Raw genomic sequence first — 22,060 nt, forward strand, 5'->3', positions numbered from 1 at the left:
GCCGCACCCGCGGCGTGGACCCCTTCGTCGGAACCTCTTCTCGTGTGTCCCGGGAGATGCGACCGCGGCCCTTCGCCGCATGCGATCCCCCGACCGGACGGTTCCCATGACCGAGTTGACCACGCCCTCCCCTGCCCCCGAGCAGGCCACTTCCGACAGCGCCCCCGAGACGACGTTCCGCGACCTGGGGCTGCCCGCCACGCTCCTCGAGGCCGTCGAGGGCCTCGGGTTCGTCACGCCGTCGGCGATCCAGGCCGCCGCGATCCCCCCGCTCCTCGCGGGCCGCGACATCACCGGCGTCGCGCAGACGGGCACCGGCAAGACCGCTGCGTTCGGTCTGCCCCTGCTCTCGCGCGTCGACCCCGACCTGCACAAGACCCAGGCACTCGTCCTGACGCCGACCCGCGAGCTCGCGCTCCAGGTCGCCGAGGCGATCGAGAGCTTCGCCTCCGCCCTCACGGGCGTCGAGGTCCTCGCCGTCTACGGCGGCGCCCCCTACCTGCCGCAGCAGCGCGCGCTGCAGCGCGGCGCTCAGGTCGTCGTCGGGACGCCCGGCCGCGTGATCGACCACCTCGAGCGCAAGAACCTCGTGCTCGACGACGTCCGCTTCCTCGCGCTCGACGAGGCCGACGAGATGCTCCGCATGGGCTTCGCGGAGGACGTCGACACCATCTTCGGTGCCGCGCCCGCCGAGCGTCAGGTCGCGCTGTTCTCCGCGACGATGCCGGCCCCGATCCGTCGGGTCGCGCAGCAGCACCTCAACGACCCCGTGGAGATCGCCGTGTCGCGGCAGGCCTCCACGGTGACGACGGTCCACCAGACGTACGCGATCGTGCCCTTCCGCCACAAGGCGGGCTCGCTGGTGCGCGTCCTGCAGACGAGCGACGCCGACGCGGCGATCGTGTTCTGCCGCACCCGCGGCGCGGCGGAGGACGTCGGCACCGCCCTCGTCGAGCGCGGGATCGCCGCCGCGACGATCTCCGGCGACGTCGCCCAGAAGGACCGCGAGAAGATCGTCGAGCGCCTGCGCTCGGGCCAGATCGACGTCCTCGTCGCCACCGACGTCGCAGCACGCGGCCTCGACGTGGACCGCATCGGCCTCGTCGTCAACTTCGACCTGCCGGGCGAGCCCGAGGCGTACGTGCACCGCATCGGCCGCACGGGCCGCGCCGGTCGCACCGGCGAGGCGCTGAGCTTCGTCACCCCGCACGAGCGGGGCCGTCTGCGCCAGATCGAGCGCACCACCCGCACGCCGCTCGAGGAGATCTCCATCCCGACGCCCGCGGACGTCTCCGCGCACCGGGTCCGCCGCATGCTCGACGACGTCGCCGACCGCCACGAGGCGGGTCGCCTCGACCTGTACGTGCGGCTGGTCCGCGAGCACCTGGCCGCGCACCCCGACCTCGACGCCGTCGAGCTCGCGGGCACGCTCGCCGCGCTCTTCGTGGGCGACAAGGGACCGAAGTCGCGCGAGGCCATCGAGGCCGAGAACGAGGCGGCCGAGCTCGCTGCCGCGTCGCGTGCGGTGCGCCAGCGTCGCGAGGTCGAGGACGGGGCTCGCCCGCGCCGCGGGCACGGCCACGACGACGACCGCGGCGGACGTCGCCGCGACGGTCGTCCCGACCGCCGTCCGGGCGGCGCACGCGAGGACGACGGCCGTCCGGCGCGGCGGCTCGCCAACGGCACGCGCTACCGCGTGGCCGTCGGTCACACGCACGGCGTCGAGCCGCGCGGGATCGTCGGCGCGCTCGCGAACGAGGGTGGGCTCTCGGGCAAGGACGTCGGCAAGATCGACATCTTCGGCTCGTTCTCGCTCGTCGAGATCGGCCGCCCGCTCGACGCCGCGACCCTCGACCGCATCGGCCGCGCGCGCGTCGGCGGGCGTCTGCTCCGGATCGCCGTCGACAAGGGCGCCCCGGCGGGCGCGCGCCGCAAGCGCGACTGAATGACGGGCGACTGAATGACGCGCGACTGACAGCGACGCACGGCGGCCCGCGCACCTCACGAGAGGTGCGGGCCGCCGTCGTCCCCGAGGTAGTACGGCCGCCGTACTACCTCGCGAAGTAGTACGGCCGCCGGAATACTTCGCGAAGGTCAGTGGCGCTCCGGCGGCTCCGAAGAAGAGGGCGGCAGCTCGGGTGCTTCGCCGTGCAGCTCCACGAGGTGCACGAGGCGGTTCGCCGCACGGGTGCCACGTGCGCCGTCGGCGCGCTGGATCGCCATCACGGCGAGCGTCTTGCCGTCCGCGAGGTCGAGGGCGACCCACGGGTCGTTCGGCCCGAAGTGCACGGCGACCACCTCCGCCCAGTCGAGCCTGCGCCGTCGGACGATATTGCTCACGACGAGACCCTGCGGGCTCGGGACGGCACTCGTGTTCACGAGCAGCTCGATGAGCCAGCCCCCGAGCAGCCCGATCACGACGACCGAGATCCGCTCGCCGGTCCGGAACGTGGGACCCACCCCCGTGAGCGCGACCACGATGCACCCGACCACGAAGACGGTGCCGGTGACGGCGCCGGCGATCAGGGCGAAGCGGGGACGGAAGGTGGCGTAGAGGTCGCCGTCGGGCACCGCTCCCCCCTTCCGCCCGCGCGTCAGAGCCGGCAGGCGTGGATCGACGTCACCAGGATCGCACGGGCACCGAGGTCGTACAGGGTGTCCATGACACGGTTGGTCTGGCTGCGCGGGACCATCGCCCGGACCGCAGCCCAGGAGCGGTCGTGCAGCGGGGACACGGTGGGCGACTCGAGGCCCGGCGTCACGGCGACGGCCTGCTCGACGAGGTCGAGCGGGCAGTCGTAGTCCATGAGCACGTACTCGCGGGCCGTGAGGACGCCCTGGAGCCGGCGCGTGAGCACGTCGAGGCCCTCGGGCTCGGGCAGGTCGCCGTTGCGGATGAGCACGGCCTCGGAGACCAGCAGCGGGTCCCCGAAGACCTCGAGCCCGGCCGCACGCAGCGTCGTCCCGGTCTCGACGACGTCGGCGATCACGTCGGCGACACCGAGCCGCACCGCGGTCTCGACGGCGCCGTCGAGGTGCACGACCGCCTCGGGCTCGACGTCCTTCTCGGCGAGGTGCGCGAGCACGAGCCCGGGGTACGACGTCGCGACCCGCTTGCCCGCGACGTCGGCGACCGACGTCGCGGTGCCGACGGGCGCGGCGAAGCGGAACGTCGACCGGGCGAAGCCGAGCGAGAGGTGCTCGACGTCCGTGGCGCCCGAGTCGATCATGAGGTCACGACCGGTGATCCCGACGTCGACGGTGCCCGCCCCGACGTACACGGCGACGTCACGGGGGCGCAGGAAGAAGAACTCGACGTCGTTGTCGGGGTCGGCGAGCACGAGCTCGCGCGGGTCGCGGCGCTGACGGTAGCCCGACTCGCGGAGCATGTCGGCAGCGGGTTCGGACAGGGAGCCCTTGTTGGGCACGGCGATACGGAGCACGGCGGGAATCCTCAGAGGGTCACGGGTCGGTGGGGACGTCGGGCGGGCACCCGCGGCGGACTTTCAGCCGCCGCGTGCCCGTCACAGATGGCGGTACACGTCCTCGAGCGTCAGCCCCTTCGCGACCATCAGCACCTGCAGGTGGTAGAGGAGCTGGGAGATCTCCAGCGCGGCGTCGTCGAGCGTCTCGTGCTCGGCCGCCATCCAGACCTCGGCGGCCTCCTCGACGATCTTCTTGCCGATCGCATGCACGCCGGCGTCCAGCTCCGCGACCGTGCCGGACCCCTCGGGGCGGGCGGCGGCCTTCTCGGTGAGCTCGGCGAACAGGGCATCGAAGGTCTTCACGCCGTCAGCCTAGTGGCCGGACACGGCGGGACGTCGGGCGGTCCGCCCACCGGGCAGACCCCCCGACGGGGGCGGGCTCAGAGCCCGCGGAGCGCGACCACCGTCGCGACGGCGGCCTCCGCGGCCTCGGCCCCCTTGTCCTCCTTCGACTCGGACAACCCGGCACGGTCGAGCGCCTGCTGCTCGTCGTCGCACGTGAGCACGCCGAACCCGACGGGCACGCCCGTCCGGGTCGCGACGTCCGTGAGCCCGTGGGTCGCGGCCTCGCACACGTACTCGAAGTGCGGGGTCCCGCCACGGATCACGACGCCGAGCGCGACCACCGCGTCGGACGTCGCGGCCGCGCGCGCCGCCGCGACCGGGAGCTCGAACGTCCCGGGGACCCGGATCTCGCGCACGTCCGTGACGTTCGCCTCCGCCAGCGCCCGACGGGCGCCAGCCAGGAGGCCGTCCATCACGACGTCGTGCCAGCTCGCCGCGACGACCGTGACCCGCAGGCCCGTCCCGTCGGTGTGGATGGTGGGTGCTCCGGCGCCGCTCATGCGTGCTCCTCGTTGTCGATGCTGTCGTCGTTGTCGGTGATGGATTCCAGCAGGTGGCCCATCTGGGTCTTCTTGGTCCGCAGGTACGCGTCGTTGTAGACGGAGCGCCCCACCTCGAGCCGGCGGGTCGACGCCACGTCGATGCCGCTCGCCGTGAGGCCGGAGACCTTGGCCGGGTTGTTCGTGAGCAGCTCGACGCGGTCGAGGCCCAGGTCCGCGAGGATCGCGGCCGCGGCCCCGTACTCGCGCCGGTCCACGGGCCAACCGAGCTCGAGGTTCGCCTGCACCGTGTCGAGCCCGGCGTCCTGCAGCGCGTACGCGTGCACCTTGGCCAGCAGGCCGATGCCGCGGCCCTCGTGCCCGCGCAGGTACACGACCGCGCCGCCCTCACGTGTCACCGTCTCCATCGCCGCGTGCAGCTGCGGACCGCAGTCGCAGCGCAGCGAGCCGAACGCGTCGCCCGTGAGGCACTCGGAGTGCACGCGCACCACGGGCGTCTCGGCGGGCTCGAGCGGCGGGTTCGCCGGGACGAGGGCCACGTGCTCCGCGCCGGTCCGCAGGTCGCGGTACCCGTGGATGCGGAAGTGCCCGTGCGCCGTCGGGAGGAACGCCTCGGTGGTGGCACGGACCCGCGGGGTGTGCGCCGCCCCGTCCCCGGGTGCGGCCTCCGACTCGCTCACCGGGTCGTGCTTGCGGCGCCACGCGATGAGGTCCGCGATCGTGAGGATCAGGAGCCCGTCGCGTTCCGCCAGCTCCTCGACGTCGCCGAGGCGCATCATCGTGCCGTCGTCGTTCACGAGCTCCGCGATCGCCCCGACGACGCCCGCCCCCGCCAGCCGGCACAGGTCCACCGCGGCCTCGGTGTGGCCCGCGCGGTGGAGCACCCCACCGGGGACGGCGCGCAGCGGCAGCACGTGGCCGGGACGGATGAGGTCGGACGGACCGCTCGCGGCGTCGGCCAGCACCTGCAGGGTGCGTGTGCGGTCGGCGGCGGAGATGCCCGTCGTGACGCCCGTCGCCGCGTCGACGGTCACCGTGTACGCGGTGCGCCGCGGGTCCTGCGACTGCGGCACCATGAGCGGCAGCTCGAGCGCGTCCGCGCGCCACGTCGGCATCGGGGCGCACAGGTACCCGCTCGAGTGCCGGATCGTCCACGCGACCCACTCGGCGCTCGCGGCCTGCGCGGAGAGGACGACGTCCACCTCGTTCTCGCGCTCGGGCGAGTCGGCGACGAGCACGGGGCGCCCGGCGCGCAGCTCCTCGAGGGCCTCCTCGACGGTCGCCAGGACGACGCCGCTCATGCCCGCGCCCCTGCCGTACCCGCCGTCGTGGGTGCAGCCCCGGACGCGAGGTGCTGCAGGTGCCGCTCGACGTACTTGGACAGGACGTCGACCTCGAGGTTGACGAGGTCGGCCTCGCCGAGGAGACCGAGAGTCGTGTCCGCGAGGGTGGTCGGGATGAGCGAGACGCCGAACGCGTCGTCGGACACCCACGTGACGGTGAGGGACACGCCGCTCACCGTGACCGAGCCCTTCTCGGCGAGGTACCGCGCGACGTCGGGCGACGTCGCGACCGTGACCTCGTCCCAGCGCGGCCCGGGCACACGCTCACGGATGGCGCCGACGCCGTCGACGTGGCCCTGCACGACGTGGCCGCCGAGGCGGGCGTCGGCGCGCAGCGCGCGCTCCAGGTTGACGCGACGGCCGGGTGCGAGCTTCTCGAGCGCCGTCCGGCGCAGGGACTCGGGCATGACGTCCGCGGTGAACGTCCCGGGCCCGGCGGAGCCGAGCGAGGTCACCGTGAGACAGACGCCGTCGACGGCGATCGAGTCGCCGTGCTTCGCGTCGGACGTCACGATCGGGCCGCGCACGGTGAGCACGGCGTCCGTCTCGGGGCCGTCGGGGAACTCGATCCCGACGACCTCGCCGACCTCTTCGACGATCCCGGTGAACATCAGGCCTCCTGTACGGATGGGTGAGCAGGTGAGGGGTGCGTGCGCGCGACGAGCAGGACGTCGTCGCCGAGCCGGCGGACGTCGTGCGTGCGCCAGCGGAGCGCGTCCGCGATGGTGGTGACGCCGAGGTCGCCGACGGCGCCGGGTCCGGCACCGAGGAGCAGGGGCGCGACGTAGGCGTGCAGCTCGTCGACGACGCCCGCGCGCAGGAATGCCGTCGCGAGCGTGGGACCGCCCTCGACGAGCAGAGTCCGGACCTCGCGCGCGGCGAGCGCGGCGAGGACCTCGGTCACGTCGTGCGTCGCGAGGTGGACCAGCTCGCCGCCGTCCTCGGTCCGCAGCCGGGCGCCGGCGGGAACCTCGCGGTGCCCGACGACGACGCGCACGGGCTGGTGGTCCGCGCGCCCGCCGTCGGGGTGCCTCGCGGTCAGTGCGGGGTCGTCGGCGACCACGGTCCCGGTGCCGACGGCGATCGCGTCGACCACGGCGCGGACCTCGTGCGCGTGCGCCCGGGCCGCGGGGCCGGTGATCCACCGGCTCGTGCCGTCGGCGGCGGCGACGCGCCCGTCGAGCGTCGTGGCGGACTTGAGGATCACGTACGGACGCCCTGCCGCGGCGGACGCGGCCCACGCGTGGGTGAGCTCGGTGGCCGCCGCTGTGGGGCGCAGCTCGGTCCGGACCCCGTGCGCGGCCAGGTGGTCCGCTCCCCCGGCGGCCACGGGGTTGGGGTCGGCGACCGCGTACACGACCTCGGCCACGCCGGCCTCTTCCAGGGCGACGGCGCAGGGACCGGTCCGACCGGTGTGGTTGCAGGGCTCGAGGGTCACGACGGCGGTCGCGCCGCGCACGTCGACGCCCGCCTCTCGGGCCGCGGCGAGCGCGGTGGCCTCGGCGTGCGGCGTGCCCGCACCCCGGTGCCAGCCCTCGGCGAGGACCGCGCGCGGGCCGGGGGCGGCGCCGTCGACGGCGTCACGGACGGGGGCGAGAATCACGCACCCGACGCGCGGGTTCGGGCCCCAGGCCGGCCCGCGCCGGGCGAGCTCGACGGCGCGCGCGAGGGCGTCGTCGACGGACCCGAGAGTAGCGGGGCTGCCGCTTGCTGTGTCCATGTCCCTTCCCGGTCGGTGCGGCGGCGCACCTGCTCCGGGGAGATGGACGAGACGGGCGCCAGAGGTGTCGACACGGCGCACCGCTCCACGGGACGTCACGAGGACGCCCCGCACGCACTGCCTCCCATCCGGACTTTCACCGTCGGTCCTGGAGTTCCACCAGGTCAACCGCTGCGCCACCTCGAAAGATGACGGAGCGGGTCGCGGACTGTCACCGCCGGTTCGGAATTACACCGACCCCGGAGCACGTGCTCGTTGCTTGCTAACGATGATGCCACAGGACGTGTTCCCGTCCCGACGACCGGGCGCTGACGTCCAGTGTGTGAGACCGGGTTTCCGGGAGGGACGGGACCTCAGTGGGCGTGCTTCGACGCGAGCTGCCGCAGCGTGTCGATCTCGGCCGGGACGTCGTCGGCCCCGTACACCGCGGAGCCGGCGACGAAGACGTTCGCGCCGGCGTCGGCCGCTCGCTCGATGGTCGCCCGCGAGATCCCGCCGTCGACCTGGACCCACACGTCGAGGTCGGCGGCCGAGATCGCGCGGCGCGCGCGCTGGATCTTCGGGAGCGTGCCCTCGATGAACGACTGACCGCCGAACCCGGGCTCGACCGTCATGACCAGGAGCATGTCGATCTCGGAGAGCAGGTCGAGGAACGGCTCGACGGGCGTCGCGGGACGCAGCGCGAGACCCGCGCGCGACCCGAGGCGCCGCAGCTCGCGTGCCAGCCGGACGGGCGCCGTCGCGGCCTCCGCGTGGAACGTCACCGACTGCGCGCCGGCCTCCGCGAAGCCCGGGGCCCAGCGGTCGGGGTCCTCGATCATGAGGTGCGTGTCCACGGGGACCGGGCTCACCTGCACGAGCCGCTCCACGACCGGCAGACCGATCGTGAGGTTCGGCACGAAGTGGTTGTCCATGACGTCGACGTGCGCCCAGTCGGCCGTCGCGATCTTCCCGAGGTCACGCTCGAGGTTCGCGAAGTCGGCGGACAGGATGCTCGGGGCGATGAGGGCTGCCATGACGCCCAGCCTAGGGGCCGCGGACGGCACCGGGCTCGGCGGCCCGACCGGCGCAGCGGTGGGATGATCGGGCCGTGAAGATCCTCTCGATCCAGTCCGCCGTCGCCTACGGGCACGTCGGCAACTCGGCGGCCGTGTTCCCGCTCCAGCGCATCGGCGTGGAGGTCCTGCCGGTCTACACGGTCAACTTCTCGAACCACACCGGGTACGGGGCGTGGCGCGGCCCCTTGATCAGTCCCGACGACGTCCGTGAGGTCCTCCTCGGGATCGAGGAGCGCGGGGTCCTCCCCCAGATCGACGTGGTGCTCTCGGGCTACCAGGGCGGCGAGGGCATCGCCGACGTGATCCTCGAGGCCGTCGAGCGCGTCAAGGTCGCCAACCCCGACGCCGTGTACTCGTGCGACCCGGTGATGGGGAACGCGAAGTCGGGCTGCTTCGTCGCTCCCGCGATCCCGGTGCTGCTGCGCGACCGCGTCGTCCCTGCCGCCGACCTCATCACGCCCAACCAGTTCGAGCTGGGCTTCCTCACCGGCACCGAGCCGGACACGCTCGAGTCCACGCTCGCGTCGGTCGAGCTCGTACGGGCGACCGGGCCGCGCACGGTGCTCGTCACGAGCGTCGAGCGCCCCGACCGCGAGGACGGCACCATCGAGATGCTCGCCGTCGACGACAGCGGCGCCTGGCTCGTGCAGACCCCGCACATCCCGATGAAGGCGAACGGCTCGGGCGACGTCACGGCCGCGTTGTTCACGGCGCACTACCGCCGCACGGGCGATCTCGCGGACGCCCTCGCGCGTACGACGTCGAGCGTCTTCGACCTGCTCACGCGCACCCACGAGTCGGGCGAGCGCGAGCTGCAGCTCGTCGAGTCGCAGGAGGCCTACGCGCACCCGCGCATGCAGTTCACCCCCCGCCGCGTCGCCTGAGGTGATCGCGCCTCAGTCGCGCTACTCCCCTGCCCGACGGCGCAGCAGCGTCAGGTGCATGGCGTCCGTCCCGTGCACGTGCGGCCACAGCTGGACGTCGAGCCGGTCGGCGAGCGGGATCGAGTCGCCCGCGACGCGGCGGACCGCCTCGGCGGCGTCGACGCGCTCGACGTCGTCGCGGCGGCGCAGCACGTCGTCGACGACGACCCGCGTCTCGGCGAGGTGCGGCGAGCACGTCACGTACGCGACCAGGCCGCCCGGGCGGACGGCGTCGAGCGCGGAGGCCAGCAGCTCGCGCTGGAGCGCCGTCAGGTCCTGCAGGTCCGACGGCGTCCGGCGCCAGCGGGACTCGGGGCGACGGCGCAGCGCACCGAGCCCAGTGCAGGGCGCGTCGAGCAGCACACGGTCGTAGGCGGCGGGCTCGTCGGCCCCCACGTCGCGGCCGTCCGCCGTGCGGACCTCCGTGACCGCGCCGCGCACCGCACGGACCGAGCGCTCCACGAGCTTGGCCCGGTGCGGCGCGAGCTCGTTGGCGACCACCGTCGCGCCCCTCTCGAGGGCGAGCGCGCCGAGGAGCGCGGCCTTGCCGCCCGGTCCGGCGCACAGGTCGAGCCACCGCTCCACCGTGCCGGTCGCTGGCGAGCCGAGGTCCGCGGCCGCCAGGGCGAGCGTGACGAGCTGGCTGCCTTCGTCCTGCACACCGACCCGGCCCTCGGCGACGCCGGGGACGGCCGCGGGGTCGCTGCCCGGCAGGACGACGGCCGTCGGCGCCCAACGGCCGGGCGTCCCGTGCGTGTCGGTCACGACCTCGTCGGGGTCGGCGAGGCCCGGGCGCGCCACGAGGGTCACGCGGGGCGCCGTGTTGTCGGCCTCGAGCAGCGCGGGCAGGTCGTCCGCCGTGAGCCCGTTGCCGACGAGCGACTCGCGCAGCGCACGCACGATCCACGCCGGGTGGCTCTGGGTCGCGGCCAGCGCGGCGGTCTCGTCGGGGGCCTCGACGCGCAGGTCTTCGAGCCACGCGTCGAGGTCGCGCTCGCCGACGCGGCGCAGCACCGCGTTGACGAACTGCGCGGCGCCGCTGCCGATGCGGTCGCGCACCAGGCCCACCGTCTCGGACACGGCCGCGTGCGGCGGGACCCGCATCCCGAGGAGCTGGTGGGCGCCCAGCCGGAGCGCGTCGAGCACGGGCGGGTCGGTCTCCGTCAGCGGGCGCGACGAGCAGACCGACAGGATCGCGTCGTACCGGCCACGCAGCCGCAGCGTCCCGTAGGCCAGCTCGGTCGCGAAGGCCGCGTCGCGGCCCTCGATCCGGCGCTCGCGCAGCAGCGGCGGCAGCACGAGGTTGGCGTAGGCGTCGGATGCGGCGACGTCGCGGAGCACGTCGAAGGCGGCCGTGCGTGCGGGGTCGGCGGCGCGCCGCCGTTGCGACGGGACCTGCGAGCTGCGGTTCCTGTCGCCGCGCAGGCGGGCTTCCCCGCGTTCCCGGCCGCGGGCGTCGCGGCCGTGGTCGTTGCCCCGGCCGCGACCGCCGGACCCACGTCGGCCGTCGCGGCCCTGTCCCTGGCCGCTCACGCGCCGGCCTCCGTCCCGAGCACGGCGTCGTCACCGAGACGCGCCCCCCGCGCCCAGTCCGCCGCAGCCATGTGCTTCTTGCCCACGGGAGCCACGTCGCCCAGCTCGACGGCGTGCGTCGCGGTCCCGACGAGCACCTCACGCTTGCCCGCCCGGACCTGCCCGGGCGCGAGGTCGGTGACGTCGGGCCGCGGCCGCACGGGCCCGAGCCCGAGGCGGCTGCCGTCCGGCGCCGTGGTCCAGGCTCCGGGCGCCGGGGTGCAGCCCCGCACGAGCCGGTCGATCGCGAGCGCGGGCCAGGACCAGACGACGCAGGCGTCGTCTGGCGTGATCTTGGGGGCGAGGCTCACACCGTCGGCGGGCTGCTCGACGGGCGTCGCGCTGCCGTCCTCGATCGCGTCGAGCGTCGCGAGGAGCAGCGGGGTGCAGGCCGTCGAGAGGCGCCCGAGGAGGTCGCCCGACGTGTCGCGCGGACGGACCGTCTCGGTCATGGTCCCGAACACGGGCCCCTCGTCGAGCCCCGGGGTGAGCCGGAACGTCGAGACACCCGTCACCTCGTCGCCCGCCATGACCGCGCGCTGCACGGGGGCGGCGCCGCGCCACGCCGGCAGGAGCGAGAAGTGGACGTTGACCCAGCCGTGCGGGACGGCGTCCAGCACGCTCCGGGGCAGGATCTCGCCGTAGGCCACGACGACGGCGGCGTCGACGCGCAGGTCGGCGAGCACGTCGAGGAAGCCCTCGCTGCGCGGCCGCGCGGTGATCACGGGCAGGCCAGCCTCCTCGGCCCGGACCCGGACCGGGCTCGGCGTGAGCGTGCGTCCGCGGCCCACCCGCGCGTCGGGGCGGGTCAGTGCGGCGACGACCTCGTGGCGGGAGCCGAGGAGCGCCTCGAGCGACGGAACGGCGACGTCCGGGGTCCCGGCGAAGAGGAGGCGCATGTGCCCGATTCTACGGGTGAGCGGCATCGGGGGCGGTCGCGTCGGTCGCTGCGGCCGCGGGCTCGGGCGGCGTCGGGCGGCGCAGGACCAGCCCGACGACGAGCCCCGCGAGCAGCGCCCAGAACGCGGCGCCCACGCCGCCGAGGGCGACCCCGGAGGCGGCGACGACGAACGTCACGACCGCGGGCTCGCGCGGCCCATCCGCCACGAACGCGCCGCGCAGGGCTCCCGCGAGGCTGCCGAGCAGTGCCAGGCCGGCTGCCGCCTCCACGACACCCGCGGGTGCCAGTGCGACGAGCGCGGCGAGCCAGGTCGACGCGACCCCCAGCACCACGTAGCACCAGCCCGCCACGTGCGTCGCGAGCCACCGGCGGCGCGGGTCCGACGAGGCGTCGGGCGAGGCGGCGAGCGCGGCCGTGATGGCGGCGAGGTTCACCGCGTGCCCGCCGACGGGCGCCGCGAGGACGGTGCCGACACCGGTCACCGTCATCGCCGACCGCCAGGGCACGGCATAGCCGAAGGTCCCGAGCACCGCCACGCCGGGCACGTTCTGGGACGCCATGGTCACGAGGAACAGGGGCACCGCGAGCCCGACGACGGCCTGCCAGGTCAGGTGCGGCGTCGTCCAGGCCAGGTGTCCGAACGACGCCCCCGGGAGACCGCCGTGCCGGAGCTCGTCGACGACCACCAGGACGAGCGTGAGCCCCAGGGCGGCGGGCGTGGCCCAGCGTGGCGCGAGCCGCAGGAGGACGAGCCAGACGAGGACCACGGGCACGACGAACCCCGGCTCGGATGCGAGCGTCCGCACGGGCGCGAGGCACAGGGTCAGGAGGACGCCGGCGAGCATGGCCTGGGCGACCGGCACCGGGATGCGCCCGACGAGCGCCCCCAACCGGGGCCATGCGGCCGTGACCAGCACGAGCACCCCCACGAGCACGAACGCCCCGACGGCGGCGGGCCATCCGCCGACCACCGCACCGGTGCTCACGAGCAGCGCCGCGCCCGGCGTCGACCAGGCCAGGGTGAGCGGGATGCGGTGGCGCCACGAGAGCACGACCATCCCGATCCCCTGCGCCAGGCACAGGGCGGCGAGCCCGGAGCCCGCCTGTGCAGGCGTCGCACCGACGGCTCGCAGCCCCGCGACCACCACGGCGAACGAGCTGGAGAACCCGACGAGCGCGGTGACGACGCCCGCGAGCAGCAGCCGGGTCGTGTCGTCGCGAGCGATCCGAGAGCGTTCCATATACGAAACGATAGTCTGAGGCAGTGGCAGCGCACCAGAACCCGGACCGGAGCGACGACGTCGCGCTCCGCGTCGGCCACCGCATCCGGCGGCTCCGCGAGGCGAGAGGCCTCTCGCTGTCCGCGCTCGCCGCACGAGCGGGAGTCGGCAAGGGCCTCCTGTCCGAGCTCGAAGCCGGTCGACGCAACCCGACGCTCGCGAGCCTCTACGCGCTCGCCGGGCCCTTGCGCGTCCCGCTCGCCGACCTCCTCGGCGACGAGCCCGGAAGCGTCGTCGACGGCGACGGGGCACGGAGCAGGCTCCTCGAGGTGCGCACCGAGGACGACGGCACCACCGTCGAGGTCTACACGCTCGAGCACGACCCGGGCGTCGCACGCCGCTCGCCCGCGCACGCGCCCGGCGTCGTCGAGCACCTCGTCACCACGCGCGGACGGTTCCGGGTCGTCCGGCACGCCCCCGCCGGCGACGAGGTCTACGAGGCCGCTGTCGGGCAGCACGTCGCCTGGACGAGCGACGTCGCGCACTCCTACGAGGCCGGCCCCGACGGCGCGACGGCGGTCCTCGTGATCACGACGCCGCGAGCCTGACGCCCAGTCCGCGCAGGTCGCGGCGGAGCACGTCCGCGGCGGTGAAGCGCAACGCCACGAAGCCCAGGTCGGCGGCCGCGTCGACGTTCGCCGGAGCGTCGTCGACGAACACTGTGCGAGCCGGGTCGAGCCCGAACCGCTCGGCAGCGCGCTCGAAGATCGCCGGGTCCGGCTTGACCAGGCCCTCCCGACCCGAGACCAGCACGTCCTCGAGCAGATCGATCGCGGGAGCGGCCCGCGGGCCGTGCGGGTAGGTCTCGGCCGACCAGTTCGTGAGGCCGAACAGCCGAAGGCCGAGCGCGCGCAGCTCGCGGACGATCTCCGCGCTGCCCGGCACCGGCCCCGCCAGAGTCGCGGCGAACCGGGCGACGTACGCGTCGACGAGCGGCGCGTGCGCGGGGTGTGACGCGGCGACCTCCGTTCGCACGTCGGCCCAGGGCAGTCCGGCGTCGGCGCGCCGGTTGAGCTCCGGGAAGTCGACGTCGGCGAAGAACTGCTCGACGTCGTCGTGCGACGCCACGCCACGGAAGGCGCCGTGCGGGTCCCACCGCACCAGCACGTTCCCGAGGTCGAACAGGACGGCCTCGACGGGTGGCCGGCGCCGGGCAGCAGGTTCGGGGGTCACACGATCTCCTTCGGGTCGAGGCGGACACGCAGGTCCCCTCCCTCTCGCCGGGCGCTGCGCACGGCGAGCGACGCCGCGAGCTGGCGGGCGAGCTCACGGCCCTGCTCCCACGGCACCCGGACGAGCACCCGGACGGGCTCGCCGCCGGGGAGGACCAGGTGGCCGTCGTCGTCCCGTCCGCCGCGGGCCGAGGCCGCGGGGTCCAGCGTGACCGGCCCGAGGACGGCGTCGCCCGTCGCGAGCCCCACACGCCCGACGACGACGGACACCGCGGTCCGCTCGCCCTCCACGGACGCCATGCGCACGGCGGGCGGCAGCCCGAGCTCGGTGACCTCGTCGAGCTCGCGGGCGGCCAGTCCCACCGGGTCCCACCGCACGAGCGCTCCCGTCGGCGCGGGGGCGGCGTCTCCGACGAGCAGCACCTGGCCACCGGCGGGTGCGGGGCGCACGAGGGCGGCTGCACCGAGCCATCGGGCGAGCGCGTCCTGCGCGACCCCGAGGCCGCGGCCGGCGGTGCTGGCGGCCGCGTCGAGCAGCAGCGCGCACGCGAAGCCGCCCGGCGCGACCGGCTCGGCGCCGGGCGTCGAGACGACGATCGCGCGCCTGGCGGGCACCGTGTCGAGGACCCCCGTCGCTGCTCCGGACACCCGCACGGTGACGCCGGGGAACGCGCGACCGAGCTCCTCGGCCGTCCGGCCCGAGCCGACGGCGGTGGCGCGCAGGCCGTGCGCGCCGCACTCGTCGCACGTCCAGTCGACCGCGAGCCGCCCGCACCACCGGCACTGCGGGTCGGAACGCCCGCCCGTCAGCCCGAGCGGTCCATGACAGGTCGCGCACCGGGCGGGCGTGCGACACCGCACGCACGCGACCACGGGGACGTACCCGCTGCGGGGCACCTGGACGAGCACGGGCCCGGACTCGAGCGCCTGACGGACCGCGTGCAGCGCCGGGGCGGGCAGACGGGCCACCGCGCCGGGACCCTCCTTCGCGAGCTCGACCGACGTGAGCGCCCGCACACGCGGCGTCCGGTCCCGCACGACGGCGCGCGGGGCCACGACGTCCTTGGCCCACCCGCGCGCGACGAGGGCCTGGGTCGCGGTGGTCCGGGCGTGCGAGCCCACGACGAACGCGCACCGCTCGAGCTCGGCCCGCAACGCGAGCACCTCGCGCGTGTGCGGGTACGGGGCGCGCGGCTCGGCGTGCGTGTCGGCGGTGTCGTCCCAGCAGACGACGAGCCCGAGGTCGCGCACCGGCGCGAACGCGGCCGCACGGGTACCGATCGCCACGGGAACGTCGCCCCGGAGCACCGCGAGGAACTGGGCGTACCGCGCGGACGGGCCGTCGTCGGCGGTCAGGTGGGCGACCCGTCCCCCGGCGGTCGGCACCCAGGGCGGCAGCCCGCGCGCCTCGAGCGCGCGGGACAGCCGGGCGACGTCCCGCGCGTCGGGCAGGACGACCAGCGCGCCACGTCCGGCCGCGACCGCGACCCGGACCGCCTCGGAGAGCGCCGCAGCCCAGTGGGCGCCCGTCTCGACGAGCGGATCAGGTCCGGGCAGCGCGGTCCAGGCGGCCCGGGGGGCGCCGCCGGCCGCGAGATGACGCAGCAGCGCGACACCGCCCCGGTAGGGCCGCCACTCCCCCGGCGGCTCGGCGAGCGGGGGCAGCGGGTCCGTGGCCGCGTCCGCGTGGGCGGCCTGCTCGGTGCGCGCGTGACGCGGAGGCACCGCGAGCCGCAGGACGTCCGCGAGCGTGCCAGCGTAACGGTCGGCCACCGCGCGGGCCAGTCGCAGGACCGCGGGCGTGAGCACCTGCTCCGGCGAGACGACGCGACGCAGCGGGACGAGACGGTCACCGTGCTCCGACGACGCCGCCCGGTCCACGACGAAGCCGCCCACGTCCTGCGCGCCGAACCGGACCTTCACGCGGACGCCCGGACGGGCGGTCTCCGCCGCGTCCGCGGGGACCGCGTAGTCGAACGCCCGGTCCAGGTGCGCGGGCGGCAGCTCGAGCGCGACCCGGGCGACCGGAAGATCGTCGGCAAGCGCGATCCCGCCCTCGGTCGCACGCGGACGCCGCGCCTTGCGGGGGGCGCCGGCCGTCTCGAGGCCCGGCAGCGCGAGCTGCTCGGCCGGTTCTGCTCCCATGCCCCTATCCCAGCACGCCGCGCCCACCCCGGGGTGCCGCGTGCACAGGCGCGGCCGCTCGCCGGCTCAGAGGGCGGCGCGCAGCGCGTCGACGCGGTCCGTACGCTCCCACGTGAGACCGTCGAGCTCGCGTCCGAAGTGCCCGTAGGCCGCGGTCTGGCGGTAGATCGGGCGCAGCAGGTCGAGGTCCGCGATGATCGCGGCCGGCCGCAGGTCGAAGACCTCCCGGATCGCAGCCTGGATGCGGTCGACCGGCACCGTCTCCGTGCCGAACGTCTCGACGTACAGGCCCACCGGGTGCGCACGTCCGATCGCGTACGCGACCTGGACCTCGCAGCGGCGCGCGAGCCCGGCGGCCACGACGTTCTTCGCGACCCAGCGCATCGCGTACGCCGCCGAGCGGTCCACCTTCGACGGGTCCTTGCCGGAGAACGCCCCACCACCGTGGCGCGCCATGCCGCCATAGGTGTCGACGATGATCTTGCGGCCCGTCAGCCCGGCGTCGCCCTTGGGGCCGCCGATCTCGAACTTGCCGGTCGGGTTCACGAACACCTGACGGGGGCCCTCCAGGCTCGCGCCGTCGGGCAGCTCGAGCGCCGCCAGCACCGGCTCGATCACGCTCTCGCGCACCTGCTCGCGCAGCTCCGTCTGGATCGTCTTCTCGTCGTGCTGCGCCGAGACCACGACCGTGTCGATCCCGACGGGCCGGTCGCCGTCGTACGCGACCGTGACCTGCGTCTTGCCGTCCGGGCGCAGACCCGGCGCGGTCCCGTCCTTGCGGACCGCCGCGAGCTGCTCCGCGAGCCGGTGCGCGAGGAAGACCGGCAGCGGCATCAGGGTCGCCGTGTCGTCGCACGCGTACCCGAACATGAGCCCCTGGTCGCCCGCGCCCTGCACGTCGAGGGGGTCACGCGTGATCGACGGCCCCGACGCGTCGTCACGCTCCTCCTCGGACTTGTCCACGCCCTGCGCGATGTCCGGCGACTGCTGGCCGATCGACACCGACACGCCGCACGAGTCCCCGTCGAAGCCGATGTCCGACGACGTGTACCCGATCCCGCGGACGACCTCGCGGACGATCTGGGGGATCTCGACGTACGCCGTCGTGGTGACCTCGCCGGCCACCTGCACGAGGCCGGTCGTCACCAGCGTCTCGACGGCCACGCGCGCGGCGGGGTCCTGCGCGAGCATCGCATCGAGGATGGCGTCGGAGATCTGGTCGCACACCTTGTCCGGGTGGCCCTCCGTCACCGACTCGGAGGTGAACAGGCGCATGCCGGACAGGTCGGAGCTCATGCGCGCCAGCGTACAGGCGGGACGCCTCCGGACGACGGGACGTCCACGGGTGAGTCCATGATCCGAGACGGCGCCCCCTCGAGGTCGTAGGTGCGTGCGTCGGAGCCCGGCGCGACGATGGACCGATGACGACACTCACCGGACAGCAGGTCGACGGCGCCGCGCCCACAGGCTGGGCCAACCTGGGCGGCGTCCTCGTCACACGGTTCGCCACCCCCGACTTCGCGACCGGCCTCGCGCTCGTCGACGCGATCGGGGCGCTCGCGGACGAGGCCGACCACCACCCCGACGTCGACCTGCGCTACACGCACGTCGACGTCGCCCTCACGAGCCACGACGCCGGCGGTCTCACGGCGCGGGACGTCGACCTCGCACGACGCGTCACCGAGGCAGCCGCCACGCAGGGCCTCTCCCCCGACGACGCGGGCGTGTCCCGGGTCGAGCTCGCCCTCGACTCCCCCGACCACGCTCGGGTCCAGCCGTTCTGGCGTTCGTTCCTCGCCTACGAGCCCCGCCAGGGGTTCGACGACGAGGTCCGCGACCCCGCGGGCGCCCAGCCGCCCGTCTGGTTCCAGCGCTCCGGCTCGGACGAACCCCGCCAGCGCTGGCACCTCGACGTGTGGGTACCGCCGTCGCAGGTCCAGCCCCGTATCGACGCGGCCGTCGCGGCTGGAGGCACCGTCGACGACTCGACAGCGCCGAGCTTCTGGGTGCTCACCGACCCCGAGGGCAACCGGTCGTGCCTGTGCACCTGGCAGGACCGCGACTGAGCGCCGGGCGGCGACGGTCCACGATCCCGTGCTCGTCGCACGGTCCCCGGCGCGGGTTCAGCGGGCCAGGCGTTTGAGGACCGCGTCCCACACGACGTCGGCCACGAGCTCCTTGGAGCCCGCGGCGGTCTCGACCACCTCTCCGGCCCCGTCGACGATGGTCACGTCGTTCTCGTCCGTCCCGAAGGCCTTCCCGGCCCCGACGGCGTTGACGACGACGAGGTCCGCACCCTTCCGGCGGGCCTTGGCTCGACCGTGCGTCAGCACGTCGCCGTCTGCGTCGCCCGTCTCGGCCGCGAAGCCGACGACGACCTGACCGGGGCGCAGCCGCTCGGTGGCGAGCTCTCGCAGGATGTCCGGGTTCTCGACGAGCTCGATCGGGGCGGGCGCCTGTCCGGCGACCTTCTTGATCTTGGCGTCGGGCACGTGGACGGGCCGGAAGTCGGCGACCGCCGCGGCCATCACGACGGCGTCGGCCTCCTGCGCGGCGGCGCGGACGGCGTCGCGCAGCTCGGCGGTCGAGACGACCGGGACGAACGTGCCGACGCCGGACGGCGGCTGGGCGAGGTTGGCGCCGACGAGCACGACGTCGGCACCCCGGGCCACGGCGGCCCGGGCCAGCGCGACGCCCTGCTTGCCGCTCGACGAGTTGCCGATGAACCGGACCGGGTCGATGGCCTCGCGCGTGCCCCCGGCGGACACGACGACCCGTCGCCCGGCGAGGTCGCGCGGACGGGCGCCGCGCGAGGCCACCTCGAGCGCGACGCGGGCGATCTCGTCCGGTTCGGGCAGGCGACCGGGGCCGCTGTCGGCGCCGGTCAACCGGCCCGACGCGGGCTCGATCACGTGGACGCCGCGCGCGCGGAGCGTCGCGACGTTCGCGACGGTCGCGGGGTGCTCCCACATCTCGGTGTGCATCGCGGGCGCGAGCACGACGGGGGCCCGCGTCACGAGCAGCGTCGCGGTCAGGAGGTCGTCGGCCTGACCGGTCGCCGCGCGCGCCAGCAGGTCGGCCGTCGCGGGCGCGACGACCACGAGGTCGGCGGACTGCCCGAGCGCCACGTGCGCGACGCCCGGGACGTCGTCGAACACGTCCGTGCTGACGGACTCGCCCGACAGCGCCTCCCAGGTGGGCGCGCCCACGAAGCGGAGCGCCGCCGCGGTGGGGATCACGCGGACGGCGTGGCCCGCCTCACGCAGCAAGCGCAGCAGCAGGACCGCCTTGTAGGCGGCGACCCCGCCGGCGACCCCGAGGGCGATGCGCATGACAGGCCCGGACCGTCTCTGTCGGCTCAGACGCTCAGAGCTGGGGCTGTGCGGAGTCGTCCGGCACGTCCTCGACGACCTCGCGCTCCGTCATGGTGAGCAGGCCGGCGTTGATCTCGCGCAGCGCGATCGACAGCGGCTTCTCCTGGGGGCGCGTCTCGACGAGCGGGCCGACGTTCTCCAGCAGGCCCTCGTTGAGCTGGGCGTAGTACGAGTTGATCTGGCGGGCGCGGCGCGCACCGTAGATCACGAGCGCGTACTTCGAGTCCGCACGGTCGAGCAGGTCGTCGATCGGCGGGTCGGTGATGCCCTCGGGCTTGGCAACGGTTCCGGACACGGAGGCTCCAGTTCGAGAAGATGGAAAGGGGATCCCGCCCATTCTACGGGGTCGGGCGCGCGAGGCGGGCTAGGCGCTCACGGCTCCGGCGGGCCTGCCCGCGTCGTGCGGGGCGAGACCCATCACGGAGACCAGCTCGTCGGTGGCGCGGTGCACCTCGTCGTTGACGATCGTGTGGTCGAACTCGGGCTCGGCCGCGAGCTCCACGCGCGCCGTGCCCAGACGACGCTCGCGCTCCTCGGCGTCCTCGGTTCCCCGACCCACCAGACGGCGCACGAGCTCGTCCCAGCTCGGCGGGGCGAGGAACACGAACCGGGCATCGGGCATCGACGCCCGCACCTGCCGCGCGCCCTGCAGGTCGATCTCGAGCAGCACCGGCTGGCCCGTCGCGAGGCGGTCGAGCACGGGACGCCGAGGCGTGCCGTACCGGTGCCGCCCGTGCACCACGGCCCACTCCAGCAGCTCGCCGTCCTCGGCCATGCGGTCGAACTGCTCCTCTGTGAGGAACACGTAGTGGACGCCGTCGACCTCGCCCGGGCGCGGGGGCCGTGTCGTCGCCGACACGGAGAGCCAGATCTCCGGGTAACGGGCACGGACGTCGGCGGACACGGTGCCCTTGCCGACGGCGGTCGGACCGGCCAGGACGGTGAGCCGCGCCGGGGACGCGGCGGAGTCGGTGCGTGTGATCGTTCAGCCCTTCGAGTCGAACCTCTCGATCAGGGCCTTCGCCTGGTGCGGGCCGAGCCCGCGGACCCGGCGTGTCTCGGCGATCCCGATCTCCTCCATGATCGCACGCGCCTTGACCTTGCCGACGCCGGGCAGCGACTCGAGGAGGGAGACCACCTTGAGCTTTCCGATCACGTCGTCGGTCTGCCCCTGCTGGATCACCTCGGACAGCGAGCCCTGCGAGTACTTGAGGCGGTTCTTCACCTCGGCGCGCGCGCGCCGCGCCGCCGCCGCCTTCTCGAGTGCGGCGGCGCGCTGTTCTGGGGTGAGGTTCGGGAGTGCCACGGTGGTCGCCCTTCGAGTGGTGGGGATGCCGGACGGCAACTGCACACCTCGAACGTAGCGAGGCGCCACGGCCCGTGCAATCGGTCCACGCCGTGACACGCGCAACCCACAGGTGTTCCCTGACCTGCCCGGACGGTCAGACGAGGCGCGCGACGAGCGCGTCGCGGTCCGCGGGAGCGAGCCCGCAGGCCTCCACGTAGGCGTCGACGCTGCCGTGCTCGCGTACCGCGAGGTCCCACGCGGAGAGCAGGTAGTCGTCCTCGACGGAGACGAACGGCTCCAGCGCGTCGGCGCCGAGCCCGGGGATCGGCGGGATGCGCGCCATCATCACCTCGGCCGAGCGGGCGCTGAGGAGGTACTCCGCCAGGCGCGCGTCGTCGTCGACGCCGCACAGGTACTGCACGAGCGCGACGAGCCAGCCCGTGCGGTCCTTGCCGGCCGAGCAGTGCACGACGGCGGCCCCGTCCGCGCGGGCGAGGTCGGTGAGCGCCCGGCCGACCGCGGCGCGCACGACCCCGTCCGTGACGAAGGACGCATAGACGGCGTGCATCATCGAGCGGGCCACGTCGGCCGGTCGATCGGCGCCGAGGAGCCGCCCGACCAGCGCCTGCGTGTCCGCGCTCGGCGATCCCGGCACGCCGGCCTCACCGGCCGACATCGCCGCCGAGGGGTCCATGGCGCGGTGCAGGACGTCGATCCCCGGCCCGACGGCGTCCGCGCCGTCCCGCTCGACCTCCTCGACGCCCCTGAGGTCGATGACCGTCGTGACGCCGAGGGACGACAGGGCCTCGCGCCCGGCGTCGTCGAGGCGAGACAGGCTCGCCGTACGGACCAGGACGCCCTCGCGGAGCGGCACGCTGCTGCCCCGCGGTGCAGCCCTGCCGCCGACGTCCCGAACGTTCCAGGTCCCGGAGATCTCCATCGCGCCATCCTGGC

The 22,060-nt window shown here is 74.8% G+C and carries 23 protein-coding genes and 1 riboswitch; of the genes, 4 read left to right on the forward strand and 19 right to left on the reverse strand.

Going from position 1 to position 22,060, the window contains the following annotated elements; translation table 11 throughout:
* Positions 1–106: 106 nt before the first annotated feature.
* Positions 107–1,945: a DEAD/DEAH box helicase gene (locus KDY119_RS09065; RefSeq protein WP_036950194.1), complete on the forward strand. Its 1,839-nt coding sequence runs from the start codon at positions 107–109 to the stop codon at positions 1,943–1,945.
* 149 nt (positions 1,946–2,094) lie between these two features.
* Here KDY119_RS09065 and KDY119_RS09070 read toward each other — a convergent pair whose 3' ends face one another.
* The 8 genes from KDY119_RS09070 to rpe all read right to left on the reverse strand — a co-directional run bounded on the left by KDY119_RS09070 (position 2,095) and on the right by rpe (position 8,409).
* The gene (locus KDY119_RS09070) at positions 2,095–2,571 is read right to left on the reverse strand and encodes a PH domain-containing protein (protein ID WP_051136546.1); all 477 of its coding nucleotides are present in this window, start codon (positions 2,569–2,571) and stop codon (positions 2,095–2,097) included.
* Positions 2,572–2,594: 23 nt separating this feature from the next.
* On the reverse strand, positions 2,595–3,443 hold the full coding sequence (gene hisG / locus KDY119_RS09075; protein WP_036950192.1) for an ATP phosphoribosyltransferase: 849 nt from the start codon (positions 3,441–3,443) through the stop codon (positions 2,595–2,597).
* 81 nt (positions 3,444–3,524) lie between these two features.
* Positions 3,525–3,788 (reverse strand): phosphoribosyl-ATP diphosphatase, encoded by a 264-nt coding sequence (locus tag KDY119_RS09080; RefSeq protein ID WP_036950190.1) that lies wholly within the window; start codon positions 3,786–3,788, stop codon positions 3,525–3,527.
* A 77-nt stretch (positions 3,789–3,865) separates the two neighbouring features.
* Complete coding sequence (gene ribH / locus KDY119_RS09085) at positions 3,866–4,330, reverse strand: 6,7-dimethyl-8-ribityllumazine synthase (protein ID WP_153022222.1); 465 nt, start codon at positions 4,328–4,330, stop codon at positions 3,866–3,868.
* Complete coding sequence (gene ribA, locus KDY119_RS09090; RefSeq protein ID WP_153022223.1) at positions 4,327–5,631, reverse strand: GTP cyclohydrolase II; 1,305 nt, start codon at positions 5,629–5,631, stop codon at positions 4,327–4,329. The genes ribH and ribA overlap by 4 nt, the downstream gene beginning before the upstream one ends.
* Positions 5,628–6,284 (reverse strand): riboflavin synthase, encoded by a 657-nt coding sequence (locus tag KDY119_RS09095; RefSeq protein WP_036950179.1) that lies wholly within the window; start codon positions 6,282–6,284, stop codon positions 5,628–5,630. Before KDY119_RS09095 ends, ribA begins: the two co-directional genes overlap by 4 nt.
* A complete protein-coding gene (gene ribD / locus KDY119_RS09100; RefSeq protein ID WP_153022224.1) occupies positions 6,284–7,393 on the reverse strand; it encodes a bifunctional diaminohydroxyphosphoribosylaminopyrimidine deaminase/5-amino-6-(5-phosphoribosylamino)uracil reductase RibD in 1,110 nt (369 codons plus the stop codon). The genes KDY119_RS09095 and ribD overlap by 1 nt, the downstream gene beginning before the upstream one ends.
* 110 nt (positions 7,394–7,503) lie before the next feature.
* Positions 7,504–7,645: riboswitch (FMN riboswitch) on the reverse strand.
* 101 nt (positions 7,646–7,746) lie between these two features.
* Complete coding sequence (gene rpe, locus KDY119_RS09105; protein ID WP_036950177.1) at positions 7,747–8,409, reverse strand: ribulose-phosphate 3-epimerase; 663 nt, start codon at positions 8,407–8,409, stop codon at positions 7,747–7,749.
* Positions 8,410–8,483: 74 nt separating this feature from the next.
* Between rpe and pdxY the strand changes: the two genes are divergently transcribed.
* Complete coding sequence (gene pdxY / locus KDY119_RS09110) at positions 8,484–9,335, forward strand: pyridoxal kinase PdxY (RefSeq protein ID WP_036950175.1); 852 nt, start codon at positions 8,484–8,486, stop codon at positions 9,333–9,335.
* A gap of 21 nt (positions 9,336–9,356) precedes the next feature.
* Here pdxY and KDY119_RS09115 read toward each other — a convergent pair whose 3' ends face one another.
* Genes KDY119_RS09115 through KDY119_RS09125 form a run of 3 tightly spaced genes read right to left on the reverse strand, consistent with a single transcriptional unit; the run spans position 9,357 to position 13,088 of the window.
* A complete protein-coding gene (locus tag KDY119_RS09115; RefSeq protein ID WP_153022225.1) occupies positions 9,357–10,907 on the reverse strand; it encodes an RsmB/NOP family class I SAM-dependent RNA methyltransferase in 1,551 nt (516 codons plus the stop codon).
* Positions 10,904–11,845 (reverse strand): methionyl-tRNA formyltransferase, encoded by a 942-nt coding sequence (gene fmt / locus KDY119_RS09120; RefSeq protein ID WP_036950168.1) that lies wholly within the window; start codon positions 11,843–11,845, stop codon positions 10,904–10,906. Before fmt ends, KDY119_RS09115 begins: the two co-directional genes overlap by 4 nt.
* 10 nt (positions 11,846–11,855) lie before the next feature.
* A complete protein-coding gene (locus tag KDY119_RS09125) occupies positions 11,856–13,088 on the reverse strand; it encodes a benzoate/H(+) symporter BenE family transporter (RefSeq protein WP_153022226.1) in 1,233 nt (410 codons plus the stop codon).
* Positions 13,089–13,111: 23 nt separating this feature from the next.
* On the opposite strand from KDY119_RS09125, the gene KDY119_RS09130 reads away from it, so the two are divergent.
* Positions 13,112–13,675, forward strand: coding sequence for a helix-turn-helix domain-containing protein (locus tag KDY119_RS09130; RefSeq protein WP_036950166.1), 564 nt, complete (start codon positions 13,112–13,114; stop codon positions 13,673–13,675).
* Here KDY119_RS09130 and KDY119_RS09135 read toward each other — a convergent pair.
* The 3 genes from KDY119_RS09135 to metK form a co-directional block, all read right to left on the reverse strand.
* Positions 13,656–14,300 carry an HAD family hydrolase gene (locus KDY119_RS09135; RefSeq protein WP_036950164.1) on the reverse strand — a complete coding sequence of 215 codons (645 nt, stop codon included), beginning with the start codon at positions 14,298–14,300 and terminating at the stop codon, positions 13,656–13,658. The two genes, KDY119_RS09130 and KDY119_RS09135, sit on opposite strands and share 20 nt — an antisense overlap.
* Positions 14,297–16,444, reverse strand: coding sequence for a primosomal protein N' (locus tag KDY119_RS09140; protein WP_153022227.1), 2,148 nt, complete (start codon positions 16,442–16,444; stop codon positions 14,297–14,299). Before KDY119_RS09140 ends, KDY119_RS09135 begins: the two co-directional genes overlap by 4 nt.
* 66 nt (positions 16,445–16,510) lie before the next feature.
* On the reverse strand, positions 16,511–17,740 hold the full coding sequence (metK, locus tag KDY119_RS09145; RefSeq protein WP_036950163.1) for a methionine adenosyltransferase: 1,230 nt from the start codon (positions 17,738–17,740) through the stop codon (positions 16,511–16,513).
* A gap of 125 nt (positions 17,741–17,865) precedes the next feature.
* On the opposite strand from metK, the gene KDY119_RS09150 reads away from it, so the two are divergent.
* Positions 17,866–18,510 carry a 4a-hydroxytetrahydrobiopterin dehydratase gene (locus KDY119_RS09150; RefSeq protein WP_036950162.1) on the forward strand — a complete coding sequence of 215 codons (645 nt, stop codon included), beginning with the start codon at positions 17,866–17,868 and terminating at the stop codon, positions 18,508–18,510.
* Between the two features lie 57 nt (positions 18,511–18,567).
* Here the strand turns inward: KDY119_RS09150 and coaBC are convergent, their stop codons facing one another.
* The 5 genes from coaBC to KDY119_RS09175 all read right to left on the reverse strand — a co-directional run bounded on the left by coaBC (position 18,568) and on the right by KDY119_RS09175 (position 22,046).
* Positions 18,568–19,776: a bifunctional phosphopantothenoylcysteine decarboxylase/phosphopantothenate--cysteine ligase CoaBC gene (coaBC, locus tag KDY119_RS09155; RefSeq protein ID WP_153022228.1), complete on the reverse strand. Its 1,209-nt coding sequence runs from the start codon at positions 19,774–19,776 to the stop codon at positions 18,568–18,570.
* A 34-nt stretch (positions 19,777–19,810) separates the two neighbouring features.
* Positions 19,811–20,113, reverse strand: a complete 303-nt coding sequence (gene rpoZ / locus KDY119_RS09160; RefSeq protein WP_036950160.1) for a DNA-directed RNA polymerase subunit omega — start codon at positions 20,111–20,113, stop codon at positions 19,811–19,813.
* A 69-nt stretch (positions 20,114–20,182) separates the two neighbouring features.
* Positions 20,183–20,800 (reverse strand): guanylate kinase, encoded by a 618-nt coding sequence (gene gmk / locus KDY119_RS09165; protein ID WP_036950158.1) that lies wholly within the window; start codon positions 20,798–20,800, stop codon positions 20,183–20,185.
* A gap of 3 nt (positions 20,801–20,803) precedes the next feature.
* On the reverse strand, positions 20,804–21,124 hold the full coding sequence (gene mihF, locus KDY119_RS09170) for an integration host factor, actinobacterial type (RefSeq protein WP_036950156.1): 321 nt from the start codon (positions 21,122–21,124) through the stop codon (positions 20,804–20,806).
* A gap of 136 nt (positions 21,125–21,260) precedes the next feature.
* Positions 21,261–22,046, reverse strand: coding sequence for a tyrosine-protein phosphatase (locus tag KDY119_RS09175; RefSeq protein ID WP_036950155.1), 786 nt, complete (start codon positions 22,044–22,046; stop codon positions 21,261–21,263).
* Positions 22,047–22,060: the final 14 nt, after the last annotated feature.

This window comes from Luteimicrobium xylanilyticum, assembly GCF_009429125.1.
GTDB classification, from domain to species: domain Bacteria; phylum Actinomycetota; class Actinomycetes; order Actinomycetales; family Cellulomonadaceae; genus Luteimicrobium; species Luteimicrobium xylanilyticum.

Excerpts from the sequence above, each read along its gene's own strand:
- ribH (WP_153022222.1), bottom strand. The coding sequence starts at position 4,330 with ATGAGCGGCGCCGGAGCACCCACCATCCACACCGACGGGACGGGCCTG.
- KDY119_RS09140 (WP_153022227.1), bottom strand. The coding sequence starts at position 16,444 with ATGGGAGCAGAACCGGCCGAGCAGCTCGCGCTGCCGGGCCTCGAGACG.
- metK (WP_036950163.1), bottom strand. The coding sequence starts at position 17,740 with ATGAGCTCCGACCTGTCCGGCATGCGCCTGTTCACCTCCGAGTCGGTG.
- ribA (WP_153022223.1), bottom strand. The coding sequence starts at position 5,631 with ATGAGCGGCGTCGTCCTGGCGACCGTCGAGGAGGCCCTCGAGGAGCTG.
- ribD (WP_153022224.1), bottom strand. The coding sequence starts at position 7,393 with ATGGACACAGCAAGCGGCAGCCCCGCTACTCTCGGGTCCGTCGACGAC.
- fmt (WP_036950168.1), bottom strand. The coding sequence starts at position 11,845 with ATGCGCCTCCTCTTCGCCGGGACCCCGGACGTCGCCGTTCCGTCGCTC.
- KDY119_RS09150 (WP_036950162.1), top strand. The coding sequence starts at position 17,866 with ATGACGACACTCACCGGACAGCAGGTCGACGGCGCCGCGCCCACAGGC.
- rpe (WP_036950177.1), bottom strand. The coding sequence starts at position 8,409 with ATGGCAGCCCTCATCGCCCCGAGCATCCTGTCCGCCGACTTCGCGAAC.
- coaBC (WP_153022228.1), bottom strand. The coding sequence starts at position 19,776 with ATGCGCATCGCCCTCGGGGTCGCCGGCGGGGTCGCCGCCTACAAGGCG.
- KDY119_RS09125 (WP_153022226.1), bottom strand. The coding sequence starts at position 13,088 with ATGGAACGCTCTCGGATCGCTCGCGACGACACGACCCGGCTGCTGCTC.
- KDY119_RS09095 (WP_036950179.1), bottom strand. The coding sequence starts at position 6,284 with ATGTTCACCGGGATCGTCGAAGAGGTCGGCGAGGTCGTCGGGATCGAG.
- KDY119_RS09065 (WP_036950194.1), top strand. The coding sequence starts at position 107 with ATGACCGAGTTGACCACGCCCTCCCCTGCCCCCGAGCAGGCCACTTCC.
- KDY119_RS09175 (WP_036950155.1), bottom strand. The coding sequence starts at position 22,046 with ATGGAGATCTCCGGGACCTGGAACGTTCGGGACGTCGGCGGCAGGGCT.